At 45.4% G+C, this 18,975-nt stretch carries 22 protein-coding genes; 16 read left to right on the top strand and 6 right to left on the bottom strand.

Annotation, left to right across the window (positions count from 1 at the left end):
- The first annotated feature begins 6 nt into the window (after window positions 1-6).
- The 5 genes from qoxA (at window position 7) to HPY31_RS19245 (ending at window position 4,858) form a co-directional block, all read left to right on the top strand.
- Window positions 7-1,002 carry a cytochrome aa3 quinol oxidase subunit II gene (gene qoxA / locus HPY31_RS19265; protein ID WP_016741722.1) on the top strand — a complete coding sequence of 332 codons (996 nt, stop codon included), beginning with the start codon at window positions 7-9 and terminating at the stop codon, window positions 1,000-1,002.
- Window positions 1,003-1,025: 23 nt separating this feature from the next.
- Window positions 1,026-2,996 carry a cbb3-type cytochrome c oxidase subunit I gene (locus HPY31_RS19260; protein WP_012684921.1) on the top strand — a complete coding sequence of 657 codons (1,971 nt, stop codon included), beginning with the start codon at window positions 1,026-1,028 and terminating at the stop codon, window positions 2,994-2,996.
- A gap of 2 nt (window positions 2,997-2,998) precedes the next feature.
- Window positions 2,999-3,607: a cytochrome o ubiquinol oxidase subunit III gene (gene cyoC, locus HPY31_RS19255; RefSeq protein ID WP_012684922.1), complete on the top strand. Its 609-nt coding sequence runs from the start codon at window positions 2,999-3,001 to the stop codon at window positions 3,605-3,607.
- Between the two features lies 1 nt (window position 3,608).
- A complete protein-coding gene (cyoD, locus tag HPY31_RS19250; RefSeq protein WP_012684923.1) occupies window positions 3,609-3,926 on the top strand; it encodes a cytochrome o ubiquinol oxidase subunit IV in 318 nt (105 codons plus the stop codon).
- Window positions 3,927-4,327: 401 nt separating this feature from the next.
- Complete coding sequence (locus tag HPY31_RS19245; protein WP_172142032.1) at window positions 4,328-4,858, top strand: GNAT family N-acetyltransferase; 531 nt, start codon at window positions 4,328-4,330, stop codon at window positions 4,856-4,858.
- Window positions 4,859-4,917: 59 nt separating this feature from the next.
- On the opposite strand, the gene HPY31_RS19240 is transcribed toward HPY31_RS19245, so the two are convergent.
- Both HPY31_RS19240 and HPY31_RS19235 read right to left on the bottom strand, forming a co-directional pair.
- Window positions 4,918-5,451, bottom strand: coding sequence for a hypothetical protein (locus tag HPY31_RS19240; RefSeq protein WP_172142031.1), 534 nt, complete (start codon window positions 5,449-5,451; stop codon window positions 4,918-4,920).
- A 49-nt stretch (window positions 5,452-5,500) separates the two neighbouring features.
- The gene (locus tag HPY31_RS19235; protein WP_172142030.1) at window positions 5,501-6,379 is read right to left on the bottom strand and encodes a YpjP family protein; all 879 of its coding nucleotides are present in this window, start codon (window positions 6,377-6,379) and stop codon (window positions 5,501-5,503) included.
- Between the two features lie 223 nt (window positions 6,380-6,602).
- Here HPY31_RS19235 and HPY31_RS19230 point away from each other — a divergent pair, with 223 nt between their 5' ends.
- From HPY31_RS19230 to HPY31_RS19180, 11 genes are all read left to right on the top strand, one after another.
- A complete protein-coding gene (locus HPY31_RS19230) occupies window positions 6,603-7,172 on the top strand; it encodes an FAD-dependent oxidoreductase (protein WP_012684929.1) in 570 nt (189 codons plus the stop codon).
- Between the two features lie 225 nt (window positions 7,173-7,397).
- On the top strand, window positions 7,398-9,167 hold the full coding sequence (locus HPY31_RS19225; protein ID WP_172142029.1) for a BlaR1 family beta-lactam sensor/signal transducer: 1,770 nt from the start codon (window positions 7,398-7,400) through the stop codon (window positions 9,165-9,167).
- A 43-nt stretch (window positions 9,168-9,210) separates the two neighbouring features.
- Window positions 9,211-9,609, top strand: coding sequence for a penicillinase repressor BlaI (gene blaI, locus HPY31_RS19220; RefSeq protein ID WP_012684931.1), 399 nt, complete (start codon window positions 9,211-9,213; stop codon window positions 9,607-9,609).
- A gap of 213 nt (window positions 9,610-9,822) precedes the next feature.
- Window positions 9,823-10,737 (top strand): BBI family class A beta-lactamase, encoded by a 915-nt coding sequence (gene blaBBI, locus HPY31_RS19215; protein WP_172142028.1) that lies wholly within the window; start codon window positions 9,823-9,825, stop codon window positions 10,735-10,737.
- A gap of 28 nt (window positions 10,738-10,765) precedes the next feature.
- Window positions 10,766-11,449, top strand: a complete 684-nt coding sequence (locus HPY31_RS19210) for an FHA domain-containing protein (protein WP_172142027.1) — start codon at window positions 10,766-10,768, stop codon at window positions 11,447-11,449.
- A gap of 183 nt (window positions 11,450-11,632) precedes the next feature.
- Window positions 11,633-12,292: a hypothetical protein gene (locus HPY31_RS19205; protein ID WP_172142026.1), complete on the top strand. Its 660-nt coding sequence runs from the start codon at window positions 11,633-11,635 to the stop codon at window positions 12,290-12,292.
- Window positions 12,293-12,411: 119 nt separating this feature from the next.
- Complete coding sequence (locus HPY31_RS19200) at window positions 12,412-13,929, top strand: MDR family MFS transporter (protein ID WP_172142025.1); 1,518 nt, start codon at window positions 12,412-12,414, stop codon at window positions 13,927-13,929.
- Between the two features lie 12 nt (window positions 13,930-13,941).
- On the top strand, window positions 13,942-14,469 hold the full coding sequence (locus HPY31_RS19195; protein ID WP_172142024.1) for a PadR family transcriptional regulator: 528 nt from the start codon (window positions 13,942-13,944) through the stop codon (window positions 14,467-14,469).
- 96 nt (window positions 14,470-14,565) lie between these two features.
- The gene (locus HPY31_RS19190) at window positions 14,566-14,856 is read left to right on the top strand and encodes a DUF3817 domain-containing protein (RefSeq protein WP_172142023.1); all 291 of its coding nucleotides are present in this window, start codon (window positions 14,566-14,568) and stop codon (window positions 14,854-14,856) included.
- Window positions 14,857-14,952: 96 nt separating this feature from the next.
- Window positions 14,953-15,150 (top strand): hypothetical protein, encoded by a 198-nt coding sequence (locus HPY31_RS19185; RefSeq protein ID WP_256973702.1) that lies wholly within the window; start codon window positions 14,953-14,955, stop codon window positions 15,148-15,150.
- Window positions 15,151-15,186: 36 nt separating this feature from the next.
- Window positions 15,187-16,113 carry an ADP-ribosylglycohydrolase family protein gene (locus tag HPY31_RS19180; protein WP_172142022.1) on the top strand — a complete coding sequence of 309 codons (927 nt, stop codon included), beginning with the start codon at window positions 15,187-15,189 and terminating at the stop codon, window positions 16,111-16,113.
- 72 nt (window positions 16,114-16,185) lie between these two features.
- On the opposite strand, the gene HPY31_RS19175 is transcribed toward HPY31_RS19180, so the two are convergent.
- The 4 genes from HPY31_RS19175 to HPY31_RS19160 form a co-directional block, all read right to left on the bottom strand.
- Window positions 16,186-16,704, bottom strand: a complete 519-nt coding sequence (locus tag HPY31_RS19175; protein ID WP_172142021.1) for a DUF3231 family protein — start codon at window positions 16,702-16,704, stop codon at window positions 16,186-16,188.
- A gap of 123 nt (window positions 16,705-16,827) precedes the next feature.
- Window positions 16,828-17,184, bottom strand: a complete 357-nt coding sequence (locus HPY31_RS19170; protein ID WP_172142020.1) for a DUF2512 family protein — start codon at window positions 17,182-17,184, stop codon at window positions 16,828-16,830.
- Window positions 17,185-17,417: 233 nt separating this feature from the next.
- Entirely contained in the window at window positions 17,418-18,404 is a 987-nt protein-coding gene (locus HPY31_RS19165) for a hypothetical protein (protein WP_172142019.1), read from the bottom strand.
- The gene (locus tag HPY31_RS19160) at window positions 18,394-18,972 is read right to left on the bottom strand and encodes a sigma-70 family RNA polymerase sigma factor (RefSeq protein WP_172142018.1); all 579 of its coding nucleotides are present in this window, start codon (window positions 18,970-18,972) and stop codon (window positions 18,394-18,396) included. Before HPY31_RS19160 ends, HPY31_RS19165 begins: the two co-directional genes overlap by 11 nt.
- Window positions 18,973-18,975 lie beyond the last annotated feature (3 nt).

Here is an 18,975-nt window from a genome sequence, read left to right as displayed (position 1 = left end):
AGGAGAATGAGCGGAGGAAAAATGCTGAGGCATATCCAGTTTTGGATCTTGGCAGTGTTGGGCACCGTTCTGCTGACAGGCTGTGGTAGCGAATACCTCGTCTTGAATCCAAAAGGACCTGTAGCAGAAACGCAGTACAATCTCATTATTATTTCCACGATATTGGTCGCTATCATTATCGTTCCGGTTATTGCGCTTACCGCTTTCATTGTATACCGCTATCGGGATACACCGGGCAATAAAGCAAGTTACAAGCCGGAGTGGGCACACAGTACAACCCTAGAGGTAATTTGGTGGATTATTCCTATCGTTATCGTTGCATTGCTGGGTTACTTTACTGTCCGTGATGTTTATGTGTTAAAAGAGAACCCGAATAAAGAAGTTGCTCCTATGACCATTCAGGTTACGGCTTTGGACTGGAAATGGATGTTTACGTATCCAGAACAAAATATCGCAACTGTTAACCATCTGGAGATTCCAGCAGGCGTACCGATTCGCTTCCAGGTATCTGCTGATGCACCGATGAACTCTTTCTGGGTTCCAGAATTGGGTGGACAGATTTATGCGATGGCGGGAATGGCTACCGAACTTTATCTGCAAGCAGATGAACCAGGTACATTCGCTGGATTTAGTTCCAACTTCTCAGGTGAAGGTTTCGCCAAAATGCAGTTCGATGTAGTGGCAAAACCAAAAGATGAGTTCGATAAATGGGTAAAAGAAGTAAAAGGTACGACTCCAGCTATGACGAAGGCAGATTATGAAGAACTTCGCAAGCCTGGCGTAACAGATAAGTTTACGTACTCTGCATTCCCAGAAGGTATGTTTGAAGAGATCGTTGCGAAATATGGCCATGGTCACGATATGGACTATGTGATGGAGAAACTTCCTGCGCCTGCAGGTGACAAGTCTTCTAATGAGACTTCGCTAAATATGCAGCATATGCAGCATAAGACTGAATCGCACAACATGCCTGGAATGAATCATTCCAGTATGAACCACTAGGCGAGAGGGAGGAGGAATACCACGTGTGGGAGAACATTAAGGATTTTGCATCCACGTTCTTTGTAACAGGTGACCCACTGATTTACGGCGCGGACGTATCGATTGTACTTACCATGGTTGCAATCGTATTCGTTCTGACTAAGTATAAAAAATGGGGTTGGCTGTGGCGCGAATGGCTGACTACAGTTGACCATAAGCGTATTGGTATTATGTATTTGATCGCATCGCTTCTGATGCTGTTCCGCGGTGGGGTTGACGCCCTGCTGATGCGTGTGCAGCTGGCATTCCCGAACGTAGAGTTCCTGCACTCGGATCACTATAATGCCATCTTTACGACTCACGGTACGATCATGATTTTGTTCATGGCGATGCCGATGATGTTTGCCTTGTTTAACATGGTAGTGCCGCTTCAACTCGGTGCTCGAGATGTAGCGTATCCGTTCTTGAACGCACTCAGCTTCTGGCTGTTTATGCTCGGTGCGATGCTGTTTAACCTTTCGTTCGTAATCGGGGGCTCCCCAGACGCTGGTTGGTTGTCTTACCCGCCACTGTCACAAAATGATTTCAGCCCTGGACCAGGTCAGAACTTCTATATTTGGGGGATTCAAATCTCCGGTATCGGTAGTTTGGCGACAGGGATTAACTTTATCGTAACGATTCTCAAAATGCGTGCACCTGGCATGAAGCTTTCCAAAATGCCATTGTTTAGCTGGTCCGTATTGTCCAGCTGCATTATGATTATCTTCGCTTTCCCAATTTTGACTGTAACATTGGCTCTGTTGTTCCTTGACCGTTTCGCAGGTGCCCATTTCTTCACAATGGACGGCGGCGGTAATCCGATGATGTACCTCAACCTCATCTGGATGTGGGGTCACCCTGAGGTATATATCGTAGTAGTACCAGCTTTCGGTATTTTCTCTGAAATCGTGGCTACGTTCTCACGTAAAAAGATTTTCGGCTACAAATCAATGGTTTGGGCGATGATGATCATTGCCGTTGTATCGTTCTTTACATGGGCTCACCACTTCTTCACAATGGGTACGAGCGCAAGTGTTATCGCCTTCTTTGCGATATCAACGATGATTGTTGGTATCCCGACCGGGGTTAAGGTCTTTAACTGGCTGTTTACAATGTACCGTGGTCGGATATCCTTTAAACAACCAATGCTGTGGACCATTGCCTTTATCCCTTGCTTCGTAATTGGTGGAGCGACAGGGGTAATGCTGGCAGTAGCTCCGGCAGACTATCAGTATCACAACAGTTACTTCTTGGTTGCCCACTTCCACCAAGTATTGATCGGTGGGGTAGTGTTCGGTTACCTGGCTGGTATTTACTACTGGTGGCCAAAACTGTTCGGTTTCAAGCTCGACGAGAAACTGGGCAAATGGGGCTTCTGGTTCTGGAATATTGGTTTCTACGTGTGCTTTATGCCACAATACGCGCTCGGTTTCATGGGTATGACTCGCCGTTACTACACGTACGGTTGGGATCGCGGTTGGGCAGACCTGAACCTGGTATCCACTGTTGGGGCATTCATGATGGGTATCGGTTTCATCTTCCAAGTATGGCAAATCGCTTACAGCATCAAGCATGGTGAGCGCGACACGACAGGCGATCCATGGAATGGTCGTACACTGGAGTGGTCGATTCCGTCACCTGCACCGTTCTACAACTTTGCTGTTGTTCCACAAGTGAAAGAAATGGACGACTGGTGGGCAACGAAAGAAGCAAAAGCAAATGGCACCTATAAAGAACAACCGGCCAAACTGGAGCCGATTCATATGCCGAAGAACTCTGGAATTCCGTTTATCATGGCGAACTTCTGGTTCTTGGTAGGTTTTGGTTTCACATTTGGATGGGTTTGGATGGCCGTTATTGGATTCATTGGCGTATTCGCATGCATGTGGGCACGCTCCTTCCAATACGACACGGATTATTATGTACCGGTGGAGGAAGTGCGTCGCACTGAGGCTTCACTGGGGAGGGTGGTGTAACGATGGCTACGAATCATGACCATGGTCACGGCCACGACCACGACCATCATGAAGAGCATGAGCAACTAAAGGTTCTCGGTTTTTGGATTTTCGTTGTAACAGACTGCGTGTTGTTCGGTACGTTGTTTGCAACCTATGCGGTAATGATGAATAGCTTTGCTGGTGGACCAACTGGACAGGAATTGTTCCAGCTGCCAGGCGTTATTGCTTCAACCTTTATCTTGTTGACAAGTAGCTTTACCAGCGGTCTCGCTGTTCTGGCGATGAACAAAGGCAATGTTAAGCAGCTGATTGGTTGGCTGGCTGTAACTGGTCTTTTGGGACTGTCTTTCGTAGTGTTGGAAGTTACTGAGTTTATGCACTTGATGAGCGAAGGCGCAACCATGGCGACTAGCGGCTACTGGTCCGCTTTCTACACACTGGTTGGTACACACGGAGTGCACGTAACGGTTGGTCTGTTCTGGATGACTGCGTTGATGATCCAGCTGAAGCGTCGTGGAATCTCTGCGGTTACTCGCCGCAAAATTACTAACTTTAGCTTGTACTGGCACTTCCTTGACGTTGTGTGGATCTTCCTCTTCACAGTCGTTTACTTGATGGGGGTGATGTAAGTTGGCACAACATCAAAACCATGGCGGACATCATAGTCACGGATCGATGAAAGAGTACGTAATCGGTTTTATCCTGTCGATCGTGCTCACCATTATCCCACTCGTGTTGGTCATGAACTCGATTTTGAGTAAAACAGCGACCATGATCGCGATCTTGGTAATGGCGGTCTTGCAGTTCGTCATTCAGTTGGTCTTCTTCATGCACATCCGCGAAGGAGAAAAACCACGCTACAACGTACAGACATTGATTCTTGGACTTGTGATTGTAATTACAATCGTTGCAGGTTCCCTCTGGATCATGTTGTTTAACAAATATTAATCAGGTAAGAGCGTGGCACAGGCGATTCGTTGCTTGTGCCGCGTTTTTTTGTTTTTGAAGTGGCGGTAGTGGAGGGAAGAAGCGCATTTCCAGTCTACGCTTCAGCCTACGCCCCGCAAGGGGGATTGACTGTCCGCTTCGGAAAAAATGGCGGGAGCGCTTCAAAAGTTGTAGTTTCGATGAAGGATTCCATAAGTGAAGCTGAAATTCCCCGCCATTTTTTCCGAAGCTGAGTTGGGCTCCAGAGGCGCTTGACTGGAAATGCGCTTCTTCCTACGTGGCTTTTCGTCATACAATGGAAGTGATTCAAGAAGTAAAAGATTGATTGGCTAGTAAACCTTTCTTTATGCAGATATAATAGAAAGAATTTTACGCCAAAATGTACAAGGGGAGTGAAGGTGATGGCTGGGCAACTGTATATAACGAAGCCTTGTGCAGAACTTCAAGCAGAGTATATTTCCTTCTACGAAGAGTGGAAAGAAAGCGGAGAGCCTATCGTACCGTGGGTGGTGGATCGGGAGCCTTATGATTTTCCTGCGTATCTGGAATTTCTGGAGGGTGAGAGCAGCGAGGAAAATCTTCCGGATGGCTATGTTCCTCATTCGACGTATTGGCTTGTGAATGAGGAGCGACGCATAGTGGGGGCGGTGAATATTCGGCATCGTCTCAACGAGCGTCTACGAAAAAACAGCGGGCACATCGGATATGGAATCCGGCCATCTGAGAGACGCAAAGGATATGCGACGGAAATTTTAGCGCAAGCCCTAACTATTACGAGCGAGTTGGGTATAAACGAAGTATTGGTGATTTGCGATTATGATAATGTTGCATCGGAGAAAACGATTCGGAAGAACGGGGGCGTTTTTGAGTCAGAATGTACAGACGACGATGGATTGCTCATTCGTCGCTTCTGGATTACGCGACCTTCGTAAAAGAAGAGGGCTATCTCATTGTCCGTTTACAAGACGGTTGAGATAGCCCCGTTCCCTGTTTATTCATCTATCTTGTATGCAATCAACTTGCGAACCCATCGCTCCATCTCGTCAAGAATATAGTCTGGGGGTGGGGTTTTACCGTCTTTTTTAGGTAGAGCGAGCCATTGTAATGGTTTTGGGACGTGGCAGATTTTCTCAAGAAGTTGTATTCCTTGATCGTCACTGAGGATGTCTCGTAAAAAGATGAACATTCTTTTGTCTAACGTATGGATTAGCTTTCCTTCATATTTTGTATCTGAGATCGTAACGCAAGGGTGGCCATGCCGCTCAATACTGCCTAATACTTCAACCCATACAAAATCATACAACTGGGAAAGTTCAGCTTCAAGGAGATCGGGATCTTTAATAGGGACTGGACATGTGGAAGAGAAGGAACGATCTAAAAAAATCTCTGGGTCCATTTCCATATAGTCTAATACTACCTTGCAAGATGCAGCTTGTTTGTTTTCATGGGTGTATAAAATCTCCCGGACTTTGTTGCAATCAATTTTTTTGCCAATCACAAAACCTATTCTAAGTTCGATTGTCATACACTCCTTATTGAGAAGAGAAAATCCAGGTACCCCAATTATCTATACATTAATCTTCTCCCCAATGTTCTGGAAATTGATTTTTTCTCGTAATTTTAGTTTGACCATGATGCCACTTAAAATTATCATCTCTTTTATGCCAATGGAAGTCTATGCTTAAACCTTCATCTACTCTTTTCATATGAAATCTCAATAAGTCTTTTCCCGTCCTCTTGTTTATTATATCGAAAACTTTTTCTCCTTGGATAATGCCATTTCTAGCGCTTTTGGACTCCGGCCCGTCATAATCAATATCCCCATCATATTGTTCGTGCAAGGCTTCAACTTCTGCCCATATTTCAGACTCTATTCTTTCTTCAAATTCATCATAAGCCATTCTTTGTATTCTTTTCCCCATTTTTTTCTTGACTGCTTCTTTAAGCGCAAATCTTAGTAAAATGGGTAATATGGTAGGTTGAACTTTTTCTTCGCTTCTAATACTTGAGCTACTTTTTAATAGTAGAGTTTCTGTTATTTCAGGTAATACTAAATGATTTTCTGCTATTTGCCCTTTTACGTCATTAACCAATTTGTTGAGATCATTTTCATCATCTTGACTGGTGGAAAAATACTCCTCCAAATTCCTTTTCACATCATCTTCAAGTGAAGTCTGTTCCAAAAATGCTTCTTGAAGATCCCTATCGGACTTCATACCTTTTAGAACAAGGTCTAGGTTGTCGAAAGTATCGGTAAGTGATTTTTCAAGATCATCTTTGTCTTCTGACATGACCTCCTTCGAAAACTCGTATTGAAGCATTTCATTCACGGATGATTTGGTTAATACATCTGTCTCAGCAGCAAAACTAGAGGTAAGAACAGTGCTGAATAGCATCATTGAGGCAAGAGAGGTTAAAAGCAATCTTTTTCCTTTTTTGATAAAATCAATCATCTTAATCCTCCTGTTTCAAATATTTACCAATTAATAGGATAATATAATTTTTTGCTTATATCAATTGTTTTTTGAATATTGTATTGCATTGAAAATAAATAAAGGTGTATTCCGTTCGAAGCTAATATAAATCACTGGATAAACTAGTTAATAGTATTGCCACCCTTATCATACTTAGTATATAATTATGTTATGAAAGTTATTTTGGAAGGGAGAGATTTCTTTGTTTGATATCGTAATTATTGGAGCAGGCCCGGCAGGAGGTAGTGCAGCGTTGTTTGCTGCAAAAGCAGGGAAGAAGACGTTGCTGATTGATAATGACAAAAGCATGACCAAGCGCGCGTGGATGGAAAATCACTACGGCATCATGGAAATCTCCGGCCCAGATCTCATTGAGATCGGTAAAAAGCAAGCAGCGAAATTCGGTGCGGAGCTGGTAGCCGATCAAGTGAGCAACATTACCAAAACAGAGCAAGGCTTGCTCGTAGAGACAGCGGAAAAAGGCAGCTTTGAGGCTAAGCATGTGATACTTGCAACTGGAGCGCTGGTGACTTTGGCAGAAGCGATTGGGGTAAAAACCAAAGAAGGCTCAGAGCCACGGATCAAAACGGTTGTCGATGTCGATGCACAAGGGAAGACGAACATCGAAGGTATTTGGGCAGCAGGTACGTGCGCGGGAGTAAGCGTACATACGATTATTACATCTGGTGATGGCGCCAAGGTTGCAATCAATGTTATCAGCGAAATGAATGGCGAACGTTACGTCGATCACGATGTTTTGAAGACAAACTAAATCAGGTTAGGAAACACCTTCTTCCCTTTGTAGAGAAGGTGTTTTCCTTTTTCTACAATTGACGATAGCTTGTATCGTGATCGCGTTTTTGACATAATGAAGCTAATTGTGCGAATCGACGTGAAGAATCCTGTCAGGTTGCAGAGCGTTCCTGCTGCTCAGAATTGATACGGATTCTATTTTTATCTAGATGATCCTGGATAAGTAAGGAGGGAGACAAGAAGCATGTTTGTCAATCATGTTGTGATAAGCTTGATCGTTTCTTCCTGCACGATCGCGCTCATTTTCTTGATTCGAAAAGTATTTCGCTCCCACTTGTCAGCTAAATGGAAGTACAATTTGTGGTTTCTCTTGTTGGTCGCTTTGACACCAGTTTTCATCCCGAAATCCTTTTTTGATTTTGGAAATCTGTTTGCTTCGGGGATGATTCAGCGTAATGAAGCTGGCAGCTCTTCGTTCGCTGCGCAAGCTCCTATGTTTGAAAATGCGAACTGGGTACAGGATTTATCGTTGTCGGTAAGTCGCTATACACCAGACTCCCTTTCTACGATTTTCGTCAGCATATGGGTAGTCGGGATGATCGTTTGTGCTTCCTTCACCATATCAGCCTGGTTAAAAATCCAGCAGATCAAGCGGACAGCATCTGTGATCACCAATCAAGAAGTCATCAATCTGTTTGAACAATGCAAGAAGGATGTTAAAATAACGCGGCATATCGTGCTAGCTGAATCCAATCAGGTCAAATCTCCGATGACGTTTGGCGTTTTTAAGACGTATGTTGTCCTCCCCAGTCATTTTGATGAATGGCTGTCGATCAATGAAATGAAGTATATCTTTTTGCATGAACTCATGCACCAAAAAAACCATGATATCTTCATGAACTATGTGACTGTCGTGTATCAGCTTTTGTATTGGTTCCATCCATTGGTTTGGCTGGCTTTTCGGGAAATGAGGGTGGACCGTGAAATTGCTTGTGATGTAGCTGTAATGAACTTTTTAGACAAGCGAAATTACTTGGAATATGGTCATACCATCATTAAATTTTTGGATCAAGAAAGTGGAGCCGGGAATGTCGCTTTGGCCAATCAGCTAGACGGTTCCAAGAAGGCAGTTAAAAAACGAATCGAGAAAATCGCGTCTCACAAGACTGAAACAAAGCTGTTGCAGTTGAAAAGCACAGTCATTTTTTCCATGGTGGTCGTATTGGTTGCCAGTCAGGTTCTTGTTGGCTCCGCTTTAGCCGACGATCGCAGCCGCTATCATTTTCAAGATGATCGAACCATTTACGAGGATTTGAACAACTATTTCCGTGGCTTTGAAGGCAGTTTTGTCTTATATGATTTGAAAGCAGACCAGTATCGGATTTATAACGAGGCAGGAAGTACACAACGAGTTTCTCCTAACTCCACCTACAAGATTTTTCTCTCTTTGTTTGGTTTGGAGGCGGGTGTGATTTCGAGAGAAGATTCCCTGTTAAAATGGGATGGAATCCACTATCCATATGAGCAGTGGAACCGGGATCAAGATTTATTTACAGCGATGCGAAACTCCACGAACTGGTATTTTAAAGAGGTGGATAAGAGCCTCTCTCCGGATATGATTCAAGCTTTTCTGGAACAATTGAACTACGGGAATTCCAATATATCTGGTGGAATCGGCGAATATTGGATAGAATCTTCCTTGAAGATTTCTCCGGTGGAGCAGGTACAATTATTAAAAGCGTTCTATACGAACCAGTTTGGCTTTCAAGAAAACAATATCCAGACAGTGAAAGACTCCATTCGGTTATCGAAAAAGGCGGGCTCGATTCTTTCCGGGAAAACAGGTACGGGCACCGTCAATCAAAAAGATGTGAACGGTTGGTTTGTCGGGTATGTAGAGAACGAGGAAGGCACCTACTTCTTTGCAACCAATATACAAAACGAAGATGACGCGAATGGATCTAAAGCAGCAGAAATAACCTTGTCTATTTTGAAAGCCAAAGGTCTCTACTAGCCTTTGCGCCTACAGTCATTATTTTCGAAAGGGGGAGAATTCAGTGTCTACATCCATGCCAAGTATTTCAGAAGCGGAGTGGCGAGTCATGAACGTACTATGGGAAAAGTCGCCGCTGACGGCCAACGAAATCATTTCCTCCTTGCAAGGTCAAACAGACTGGAACCCAAAAACAGTACGTACTCTTTTGAATCGTTTGGTTCAGAAAAATGCTGTTGGCGTCAATCAAAACCAAAGAGTCTATACATTTTATCCGTTGTACTCCCAAAATGAATGCCAGCACGCTGAGGCACAGTCATTTCTACAGCGGATTTACAGCGGGGCTCTAAAATCAATGCTTGTTCAGTTCATTCAGAAGGAATCCTTATCGGACGAGGAGATTCAGGAGCTGCGTTCCATATTGGATGCGAAACAATCATCGACCGATCCTCACCAAAAATAAAGTGCGCCCTTTCAAGCTGACTTGGAAAAACCATTTCCGGTATCCAATTTGCTTGAAAGGGCGTTTTTTTTCAAAAGCTTTGCAAGAAAAAGGAGATTGACACTAGTGGATTACGCGTGTAATATTATCGTGAATTCACTTGATTACAATTGTAGTACGGTATTACATACGTAATATTACAGCTGTATTTTCAAAGAAAGAGGTTTGTCATCCATGAAAGTTCACACATCGAGACTGTTTGGATTCACAGTGAAAACAATATTTCTCACGCTTCTCACGCTTGCTGGTTGCTCTTCTGCTGAAACGCCTGTCGAAAAAACGGAAACGTCCGCATCTGCAATGGATCTAAAGTTCGCTGCACTGGAAAATCAGTTTGGTGCGAGGCTCGGCGTATATGCAATCGACACCGAAACAGATTTGGCAGTTGTTTATCGCGAAGATGAACGGTTCGCTTTTGCCTCTACGTACAAGGCTTTAGCCGCAGGTGCAGTCTTGCATCAGAAACCATTGGAAGAGCTCGACAAAGTCATCACCTACACCAAGGACGACCTCGTTACTTATTCACCGATTACTGAAAAGCACGTAGCGACTGGGATGACTCTTCGCGAGGTTGCAGACGCCGCAGTTCGCTATAGCGACAACACAGCCGGAAATCTGTTGTTCAAAGAATTGGGTGGCCCGAAAGGCTTTGAATCAGCTCTGAGACAGATAGGTGATAGTGTGACGACATCCGAGCGCTATGAGACGGAATTGAATGAGGCAAAGCCAGAAGATACCCGCGATACAAGCACACCGAAAGCACTTGCAACGAGCCTCCGAGCCTATACGGTAGAGAATGTGCTGTCGTCTGACAAGCAGAAGATTCTTATCGAGTGGCTGCAAGGCAACACGACGGGAGCCAAGCTGATTCGAGCAGGCGTTCCTAAAGACTGGATTGTCGGAGATAAGACGGGAGCGGCAAGCTACGGAACGCGAAACGATATAGGGATCATATGGCCACCGAATAAAAAGCCGATTGTCATTGCCGTGTTGTCTAGCAGAGATAAGCAGGACGCTACTTATGATGATACGCTCATTGCTGAAGCTACCAAGATTGCTGTTGACGCACTGACGGCTGCAAAACCGTAATAGATCAACAACATGAGGTGATCGCCAGATGATAGATAACGGTGCATACTTACTCGTCAAAAAAGGAGACCCCAGCCAAGTTGCCACGCGTAAATATCTCACGAAGGATCGCTGTACAATCGGGCGGAGGGGGACTAGTTTTCACCTGGACATTACATTTTCCAGTCCGTACATTTCGAGAATACATGCAGCCTTTCAAAGGATCGGCAACGATTACAAAATTGTCGATTTGGAAAGCAAGCATGGCACAGAGGTAAACGGGACGCCGCTTCATTTCTCCTCTCACATTCTTCGTCACGGGGATCAAATAAGCTTGTCAAAAGGGGTAGCTGAGCTCGTCTTTTTACGAGAGGTCAATAAACTGGATGATACAGTAGAGCTCCCTTTCACGCAGCCGAAGAATGCGTCGCTTTTGCCAGGTTTGGAAATTCATTTGGAGAGACGAGAAGTTCGTATCGACGGAACAAGACTTCCTTTAACCGGAAAAGACATGGATCTGCTGAAGCTTCTATACCAAAAGGCGAACAAGGCCGTTAGTTTTGAAGAAATTATGTTGACCGTCTGGCCAGAGCGAATGCTGAATGAGGAAAATGTCCCAGATGTCGGACAGGTGGAAGTCAATGCGCTGGTGTATCGATTAAGGAAAAAGCTTCGGAACTACGGGCAGCAAATCACGACGATTCCACGATATGGATATCGTTTAGATGTTTGAATGAGGGAAAGTAAAATCCAGATGAGAGAAACTCCTGCAAAACAAACTCCTTCTCAAAACCAACAAGAGAAGGAGTTTGTTTATGTAAGGTGTTTTCTTTTTTCTTCCAATCGACTAAAATTTTGATATAGGCCAGAAGTCATTGCTCTATTTCCTAATCATTCAGTCATAGGAGCCCTTATTATGAAAAAAATCGTAGGTATTGCTTCGATGGTCGCTTTACTAGGTTTCAACGCCTATTTGTGGCCGACATTGATTCACGCGGTAAAAACAGATGGACGAACGGATACAAAAACAGCATCTGTCTCACAAAAAGCAGGTACTGCCAAGCCTGCTATGGACTTGGCTAATCAAGGCCCGCGCGCTGCTAACGTTTCCGCCTATCCGGTTGAAAAGCCTGTAGCTGTATCAGCACCTGCACCAGCGCCAGCATCGGCGCAAAAACAAAGCGAAGGGAAGCCAAAAACAAAAGCGGTAGCAGTTGCTAAGACGAGCACACCGAAGAAGAAAACACAAAAGAAGAAAGCCTCAACAAAACCAGTCAAGAAACAGACTACGCGCCCCCCGGTAAAAAATGTGCCAACGTATCCGGCTTGGGATGATAACGGCCTCTATGTCGTAGACGATGGAGGACCAGGAAGTGGTTGGGTGGAGCTGTCGGATGGTTCTTTGATGCGTAAGAGCGACGGGACACGGACGTTTAACCTGCCCTATAATAAGAATCCATTCACTGGAGAGATCAAGCCGACTGTAGAACCGATGTCGGAAGCGGCGTATAAAATGTGGCAAGGCAATCAAGCCCAGCAGCCATCCCCCTTTAGCCCGTCACCGTTCGGGCGATAATAAACCGAAAAAAATGCTCCAATGCTCCGAGAAAAAGGAGCATTTCTTTTTGATATGTAGTCAAATTTGAATATAATAACGTATAGTACTTTGATTTAACCACCCAGGAGGGCGAAGCAATGATTGCAAGAGAAAGTAAAGTGAATATGGTGTTAGCGGGGCTACTGCTAGGTCTCCTGATGGCTTCCATGGACAATACCATTGTCGCGACAGCTATGGGTACGATTGTCGGTGAGATGGGCGGCATGGATAAGTTTGTTTGGGTGACATCAGCGTACATGGTCGCTACGATGGCGGGGATGCCGATATTCGGTAAACTCTCCGATATGTATGGGCGAAAACGTTTTTACGTATTTGGTCTCATCGTATTTTTGTTAGGGTCTATTTTATGTGGGACGGCAAACAGCATCGTTGAGTTGAGCATTTATCGGGCGATTCAAGGGATTGGCGGCGGAGCGCTGATGCCAATTGCCTTCACGATTATTTTTGACGTATTCCCGCCGGAGAAGCGTGGAAAGATGACGGGACTTTTCGGAGCTGTATTTGGTACGTCCAGCGTATTGGGACCTTTGCTTGGAGCGTATATTACCGAATATGTCAGCTGGCATTGGATCTTTTACATCAATGTACCGATTGGTGCTGTTTCCCTCTGGTTGATCTCGATGTATTACAAGGAGTCACTGGAATACCGCAAGCAGAGCATTGACTGGTGGGGAGCGATTACGCTGGTCGGTGCGGTAGTGAGTCTGATGTTTGCACTTGAGCTGGGCGGCAATCAATATGCGTGGAATTCGATGCAGATTATTGGATTGTTCTCTTCCTTTTTCTTGTTGTTTGTGATTTTTCTATTTGTCGAGAAGCGGGCATCTGATCCGATTATTTCGTTCTCCATGTTCAAGAAGCGGTTATTTGCCACGACAAATGCGATTGCATTGTTGTATGGAGCTGCTTTCATTATCGCTACAGTTTACCTGCCGATTTTTATCCAAGGGGTATATGGCGGGTCAGCGACGAATGCCGGATTACTGTTGACACCGATGATGCTCGGCTCGGTTGCTGGTAGCCAGCTAGGTGGATTTCTGACGACGAAGACCAGCTTCCGCAATATTATGCTTCTGTCCGCAGTCTTTTTCATCCCAGGTATTTTCCTTTTGAGTACACTGACGCCTGAGATTTCTCGTTCAATCGTTACACTTTATATGGTGATTGCAGGGTTTGGCGTGGGCTTCTCTTTCTCCACCTTGGGAATTTCAGCCATTCATGGCTTTGATATGCGTCAAAGAGGCTCGGCCAGCTCGACGAACTCTTTCTCCCGTTCATTGGGGATGACATTGGGTATCACCGTATTTGGGATCTTGCAACGCAACTCGTTTGAAAACGGCTTGTTCTCTGCCTTCGGGGGTCAAGGGATGACGAATGCCATTACAGACCCGCGAGCGATTTTGACACCAGAAGCGCGCGAATCCATTCCGGCTCCTGTTTTGGATAAAATGATTGATATTCTCGCTTCTTCGATTGCGAATACGTTTATGTGGGCGCTCGTTCCTGCTGTACTTGCTCTCGTATGCATTTTGCTGATGGGAAATGATCGGGCATTGGGGAAATCGCCTGCCGCACCGAAACCGGAACGCGGATAGAGGAGAATCGTCATGAGTCTAAGATTGCTTGTTCTGGGATTGCTGATGGAAGGGGAGAAGCATCCCTATGAGGTTCAGCAGCAGGTGAAGGCTAGGGGAATGGATTGTTACATGAAATATGCCAAGGGCTCCCTCTACTATGCTTTCGACCAACTGGAAAAGAGCGGGATGATTGAGGTCAAAGAAGTCATTCGTGAGACTAGCCGCCCAGATAAGAAGATGTATGGGATCACGCCAAAAGGCGAAGAGCAATTCCAACAGCTTCTCTTGGAAGAACTGCAAAAACCGATGCAGCTGACCAATCCGATCTACGCGGCTCTGACTTTTGCTTCGTATGGTGATCCACAAAAAATGGATGAGGCCTTGGAAGTTAATATCCAGGAGGTAAGACGGTTAGCTGGATTGTTGGAATCGATCCAGGAGGAAAAAAGAGAGAGGCTTAGCTGGGGAGCACGAGCGATTCTAATCGGTGCTGTTGAGCATTTGCACGCAGAGATGCGCTGGATGGAACGCATCCGAGAAGAAGCTTGGGGCCGTTGATTTTGAATTTATTATGAACATTGGACTATTTTCAACATTATGATAGTTTTTCGTTTATAATAGTGGTAATTTCAATGGCAAGGATGGTACCCGCACATGATGAACTCTGCCCTCGGACGCTTCCGTCTCATCGGCCTGATCGAAGGTGTCTCGTATTTGGTACTTCTCGGGATTGCTATGCCGCTTAAGTATTTTTTGGATTTCCCGGCCGCAGTTAAAATTGCCGGTTCGCTTCATGGATTGTTTTTTGTCCTGTATATTTTGGCGCTGGCACATGTTACAATAACCAATAAGTGGTCTTTCTTGAAAGTGATTGGGGCTTTTATCGCTTCATTACTGCCATTCGGCAACTTTGTTCTGGATGCACGCCTGAAAAAAGAGCAGTAAGTATACACATTACACATTATGTAAGGCACTAGAAGGCGGGTCATTGTACCCGTCTTTCGTACATATTCAAAAGAGAAAAAAATGGAGGGGATCTGTGTGGAGACCAGAATTTTAGCAGGAATTCTTTTGTGGGACGAAGAGGAACAGTACGTTCTTGAAACCGTGATGGAGGACCGTTACAAGCTGGTTTTGCCGCAGATTATCACGCTTGCGAGCACAGAAGAAAAGGTAGCGACAGATGAATTGGGCGAACAATTTGTCGGTCAAAATGTTATTGCCAGATGCTTTGTTTGATAGATACAGATAATTCTGAAAAAGGTGTGGATAGCTGTGGAACTGCGTGATCGTTTTGCTGGGAGTTTGCTAGGATTAGCCGTTGGAGATGCACTCGGTACTACGTTAGAATTTCGCAAACCGGGTACCTTCCAGCCACTTACAGAAATGGTCGGGGGAGGACCGTTCGATTTAAAGCCGGGAGAATGGACGGATGATACGTCGATGGCGCTGTGTCTGGCTGAGAGCTTGATTACGCAGAACGGCTTCGATCCGGTTGACCAGATGAACCGATATGTAGCCTGGTTTCGAGAGGGTTATATGAGCTGCAAGGATCACTGCTTCGATATCGGGAATATCACCAAAGAAGCGCTGTGGCGTTTTGAGCAGACAAAAAATCCATTCAGCGGATCGGATCATCCGATGTCGGCAGGGAATGGCTCGATTATGAGGCTAGCACCTGTCGCACTCTATTATGCCAATCAACCAGAGCTCGCCATTGATTACTGTGCGCAAAGTTCTCGCACCACACACGCGACGGCAAAGGCAGTAGACGGCTGTCGGTTTTTCGGGGCATTGCTTCTGGGGGCTCTACAGGGTATTTCGAAAGAGGAGTTGCTCACTGATTCTTTTTCTCCAGTAGCGGGTCTATGGGAAAAGCAACCGCTTGGTCCTGATATCGCCCGAGTCGCGAATGGTTCTTATAAAGGGAAAACGAAAAAAGAGATCAAAGGATCGGGGTATGTCGTCGATTCGCTTGAAGCGGCGCTTTGGGCATTTTATTCCAGTAGTTCTTTCGAAGAAGGCCTGTTCCTAGCGGTAAATCTCGGGGATGATGCGGATACGACGGGAGCTGTCTACGGTCAATTGGCAGGTGCTTTTTACGGAGTAGAGGGCTTGCCTCAACGAATGGTTAAGCTGTTGGCAAAGCGGGAATTGATGGAGGAGTTCGCGCAAAAATTGTACGAGCACGCTACCCGTTAACGGCCTGATTTCTCAGGCGAACATAAATAAAAAACGATAAGCACTACCATCAGGCAGTGCTTATCCTCCAGTTTAGGCATGGACTAGTTCTGGAGTTTGCATATGAAGAGGCGGCGGAACCAACCAGCCTTTTTCTTTTGAAATGCGGAGCAATCTGAGACCAAATTGGGCTTTTGCAGCATGGTACTGACCAAAAAGCATCCCGATATCTTCCCGGATGGATTGAGCCATGATTTGACTGCAGGCCACCAATCCGGCTGCAATGTCCCTTGTAACACCGGCAGCGATCTCTGGGTCATTCATGCGAGCACCAGCCGGAATGCTTTCCAGATTCGCTACAGGGCGGTCCGGTGGCGATGGTGGCAATCCAATCCCATTCACTTTGAGCAATTCATCCAGCTGTTCCACTTCTTGTTTCATGCCTCGCGTAATGTCTTCGAGGAAGCTTTTCAGATCATGATCACCAGTATGGTTGAGCGCTGTTTGATAACCCGCGAGCAAGCCCTTTGTCGTTGACAGATACATCCACACTCCAAAAACCTCGCCATAATGCATCGGTTCATTTTGCGGATTGCCTGATAAAATACCCATTAATGTCCTCCCAGTACTCAGTAGAGTTTTGATATCCATTCGGGTTCTCCTTACTTTGTGATGTAACCCAAAGATAAGGTTTACAAGGGGGATGGGATCTATCCCCTCAAAGGAAGAGGAGAATTATTTTCCGGGCTCTTTCTGGATACGATTATGATCGTATATCCCCAAAAAGCGATGGTACACAAATTCTGCCACACCTAAAAGGGCTACCGTAATGATCAACTCGCCAAGACTTAGTGGCCAATTCATCCATCTGGCAACTGCCCATAAGTAAATAGCAGCGATCACTGCATCTGCAATCGTGGCCGTAACATTATTGGTTGCACGCAATATCAATTGATCGCCAATCAGATAAGCAATGACGGTCAAGCCGAGTGCTGTTAAAATAGCGGATGTCCAGGAGGCATTTGTAAACAACCATAAACAGGCGACAACAATAATGCCGTTTACAGCAGTTTTGATTAAAAATCGAGTCATTTTTTACTCTCCTCTACTTCCAGTTTAAAACCAAGAGATTTTCAGCCAGCTTTCCTATGTGAAAATAAGTGTGGTCAATGCTTACTGTTTTACAAAACAACAAGGTTTATGCGAATGCTGTCTGACCATCCGGTTATGTTGCGCCTGCGGGGATAATCTCTTGTGACGAAAACAAAAAAGCAGCCAGTCCTCTTTTGCGAAGACAAAGCAAGAGAGGACTGGCTTTTCGTTTGTTACTGCTGGCTTGCTTTTGCAGCCTGGAGCAGCATTTCTTTGGAAACGGTTGGCGAATCGGTAGCGATACGATACATAATCGGTTGCTCTCCATCTTGATCCAACCAAGACAGCTCTTGATACTGACCGGATTCACTAAACAAGAACTGGTCATTTTTCGTGTAATGCGCTTTTTTTCCGCTGACAGTTACTGCGTCGTATTTCGTTGTTTCTGGTGTGCTCACTTGTACATCTAGCTGTTCTTTCGGGAATTTCTCTACCGTAACAAAGATACGTTCTTTTTGCTCGTTCTCATACAGACTGGTATACGCCTTGATAGGAGAAGCCGCTTGTGGAACGACCTTCCATACGACATTTTTACCTGTTTCCTTGCTTTCTTCTTGAAGCTCATGCAGCCACTGCTGTCCTTCTTGACCCATCATGACACCGTAGGGGGTACCCTGTTTGCCTTCAAGGAAGGAAAAGCTGTCAGGAAGCTGTTGTGGCATGGCGTGTGAGAGAGAGGCTTCTTCACTAAGGACGGTCGTCCATGCCTTCCAATCTTTCACCACATCCGGCTTTTCGATGCCGATCATGGGGTTTTGTTGAAAGAGAGGGTGATTCTCTTTTGCAAGCGCTGCGAAATAGACGAGAGCGGTTTCGCCTGTTGCCAGCTTGTTCTCAACGTTTGCCAATTCCAGACGTATTTCTTTAGGGGTTATTTGCGTCAATGTAAAATCCTTACGTGCTTGAACTTCCATACGGACAGAGCCTTCATCCATTTTGTACAACAAGCTGTGTGTCGCATAACCAAAACCAGTAGTCAGGGCGAATGCTGCTGCAACATGTACCAGCTTTGGACGAAAGCGCATCCCTGTGTGCAAACGCCGCTTGCCAGCGAACTCCTTTTTGGCTAATCGTTCGATTTTGCTATCCAATGCAGGATCAATGTGGACCTTCTCTGCTGCCAACTCATACTCATTTCTCAGCTTTTTTTCAATGAACATGAAAAGATGCCTCCTCAGGATTGATTCGATGCTCAAAATGCTCTCTCAACTTTTTCATTGCCAAGTGATGTCTCGATTTCACCGTTCCGAGCGGGATTTGAAGAATCGCGGCAATCTCCTCCAAGGAACAGTTCTGATAGTAACGCAGTACGACGATTTCCTTGAGCTTGAAGGATAATTTCTCTACGGCAGGAATGACTTCCAGCTCATCACTGATCGTCCCCAGCTTATCCTCCATACCTGCAACAGGTGCTTCGTAGCCTTTTTCCTTTACCCGCTCCAGCAGGCGGAATCTTCGCCAAATACTCCGATTCCAGTTGCGAACCTGCCGCACAATCAATCCGTTGAACCATGGGATAAAGGGCTGCTCGACATCGTACCTGTCGATGCTTCGAATCAACTCTACGTACACTTCACTCATCATGTCGTCTACATCCTGTTTGTGTGGCGCCAGAAAATAGATCAGATTGTAGGCGTACGTGCGAGTTGCTCGATAGACTTCTTGAAAAGCTTCTTCCTCTCCTTGGCGCATCCGGATGAGCCAAGGCTTTACATTTTCCTCTTTCATAGG

It is taken from the genome of Brevibacillus sp. HB1.3 (assembly GCF_013186635.1).
GTDB lineage: Bacteria > Bacillota > Bacilli > Brevibacillales > Brevibacillaceae > Brevibacillus > Brevibacillus brevis_D.
Note: the sequence above shows the minus strand (reverse complement) of the source record. Positions and strands in the feature narration are given on the sequence as shown.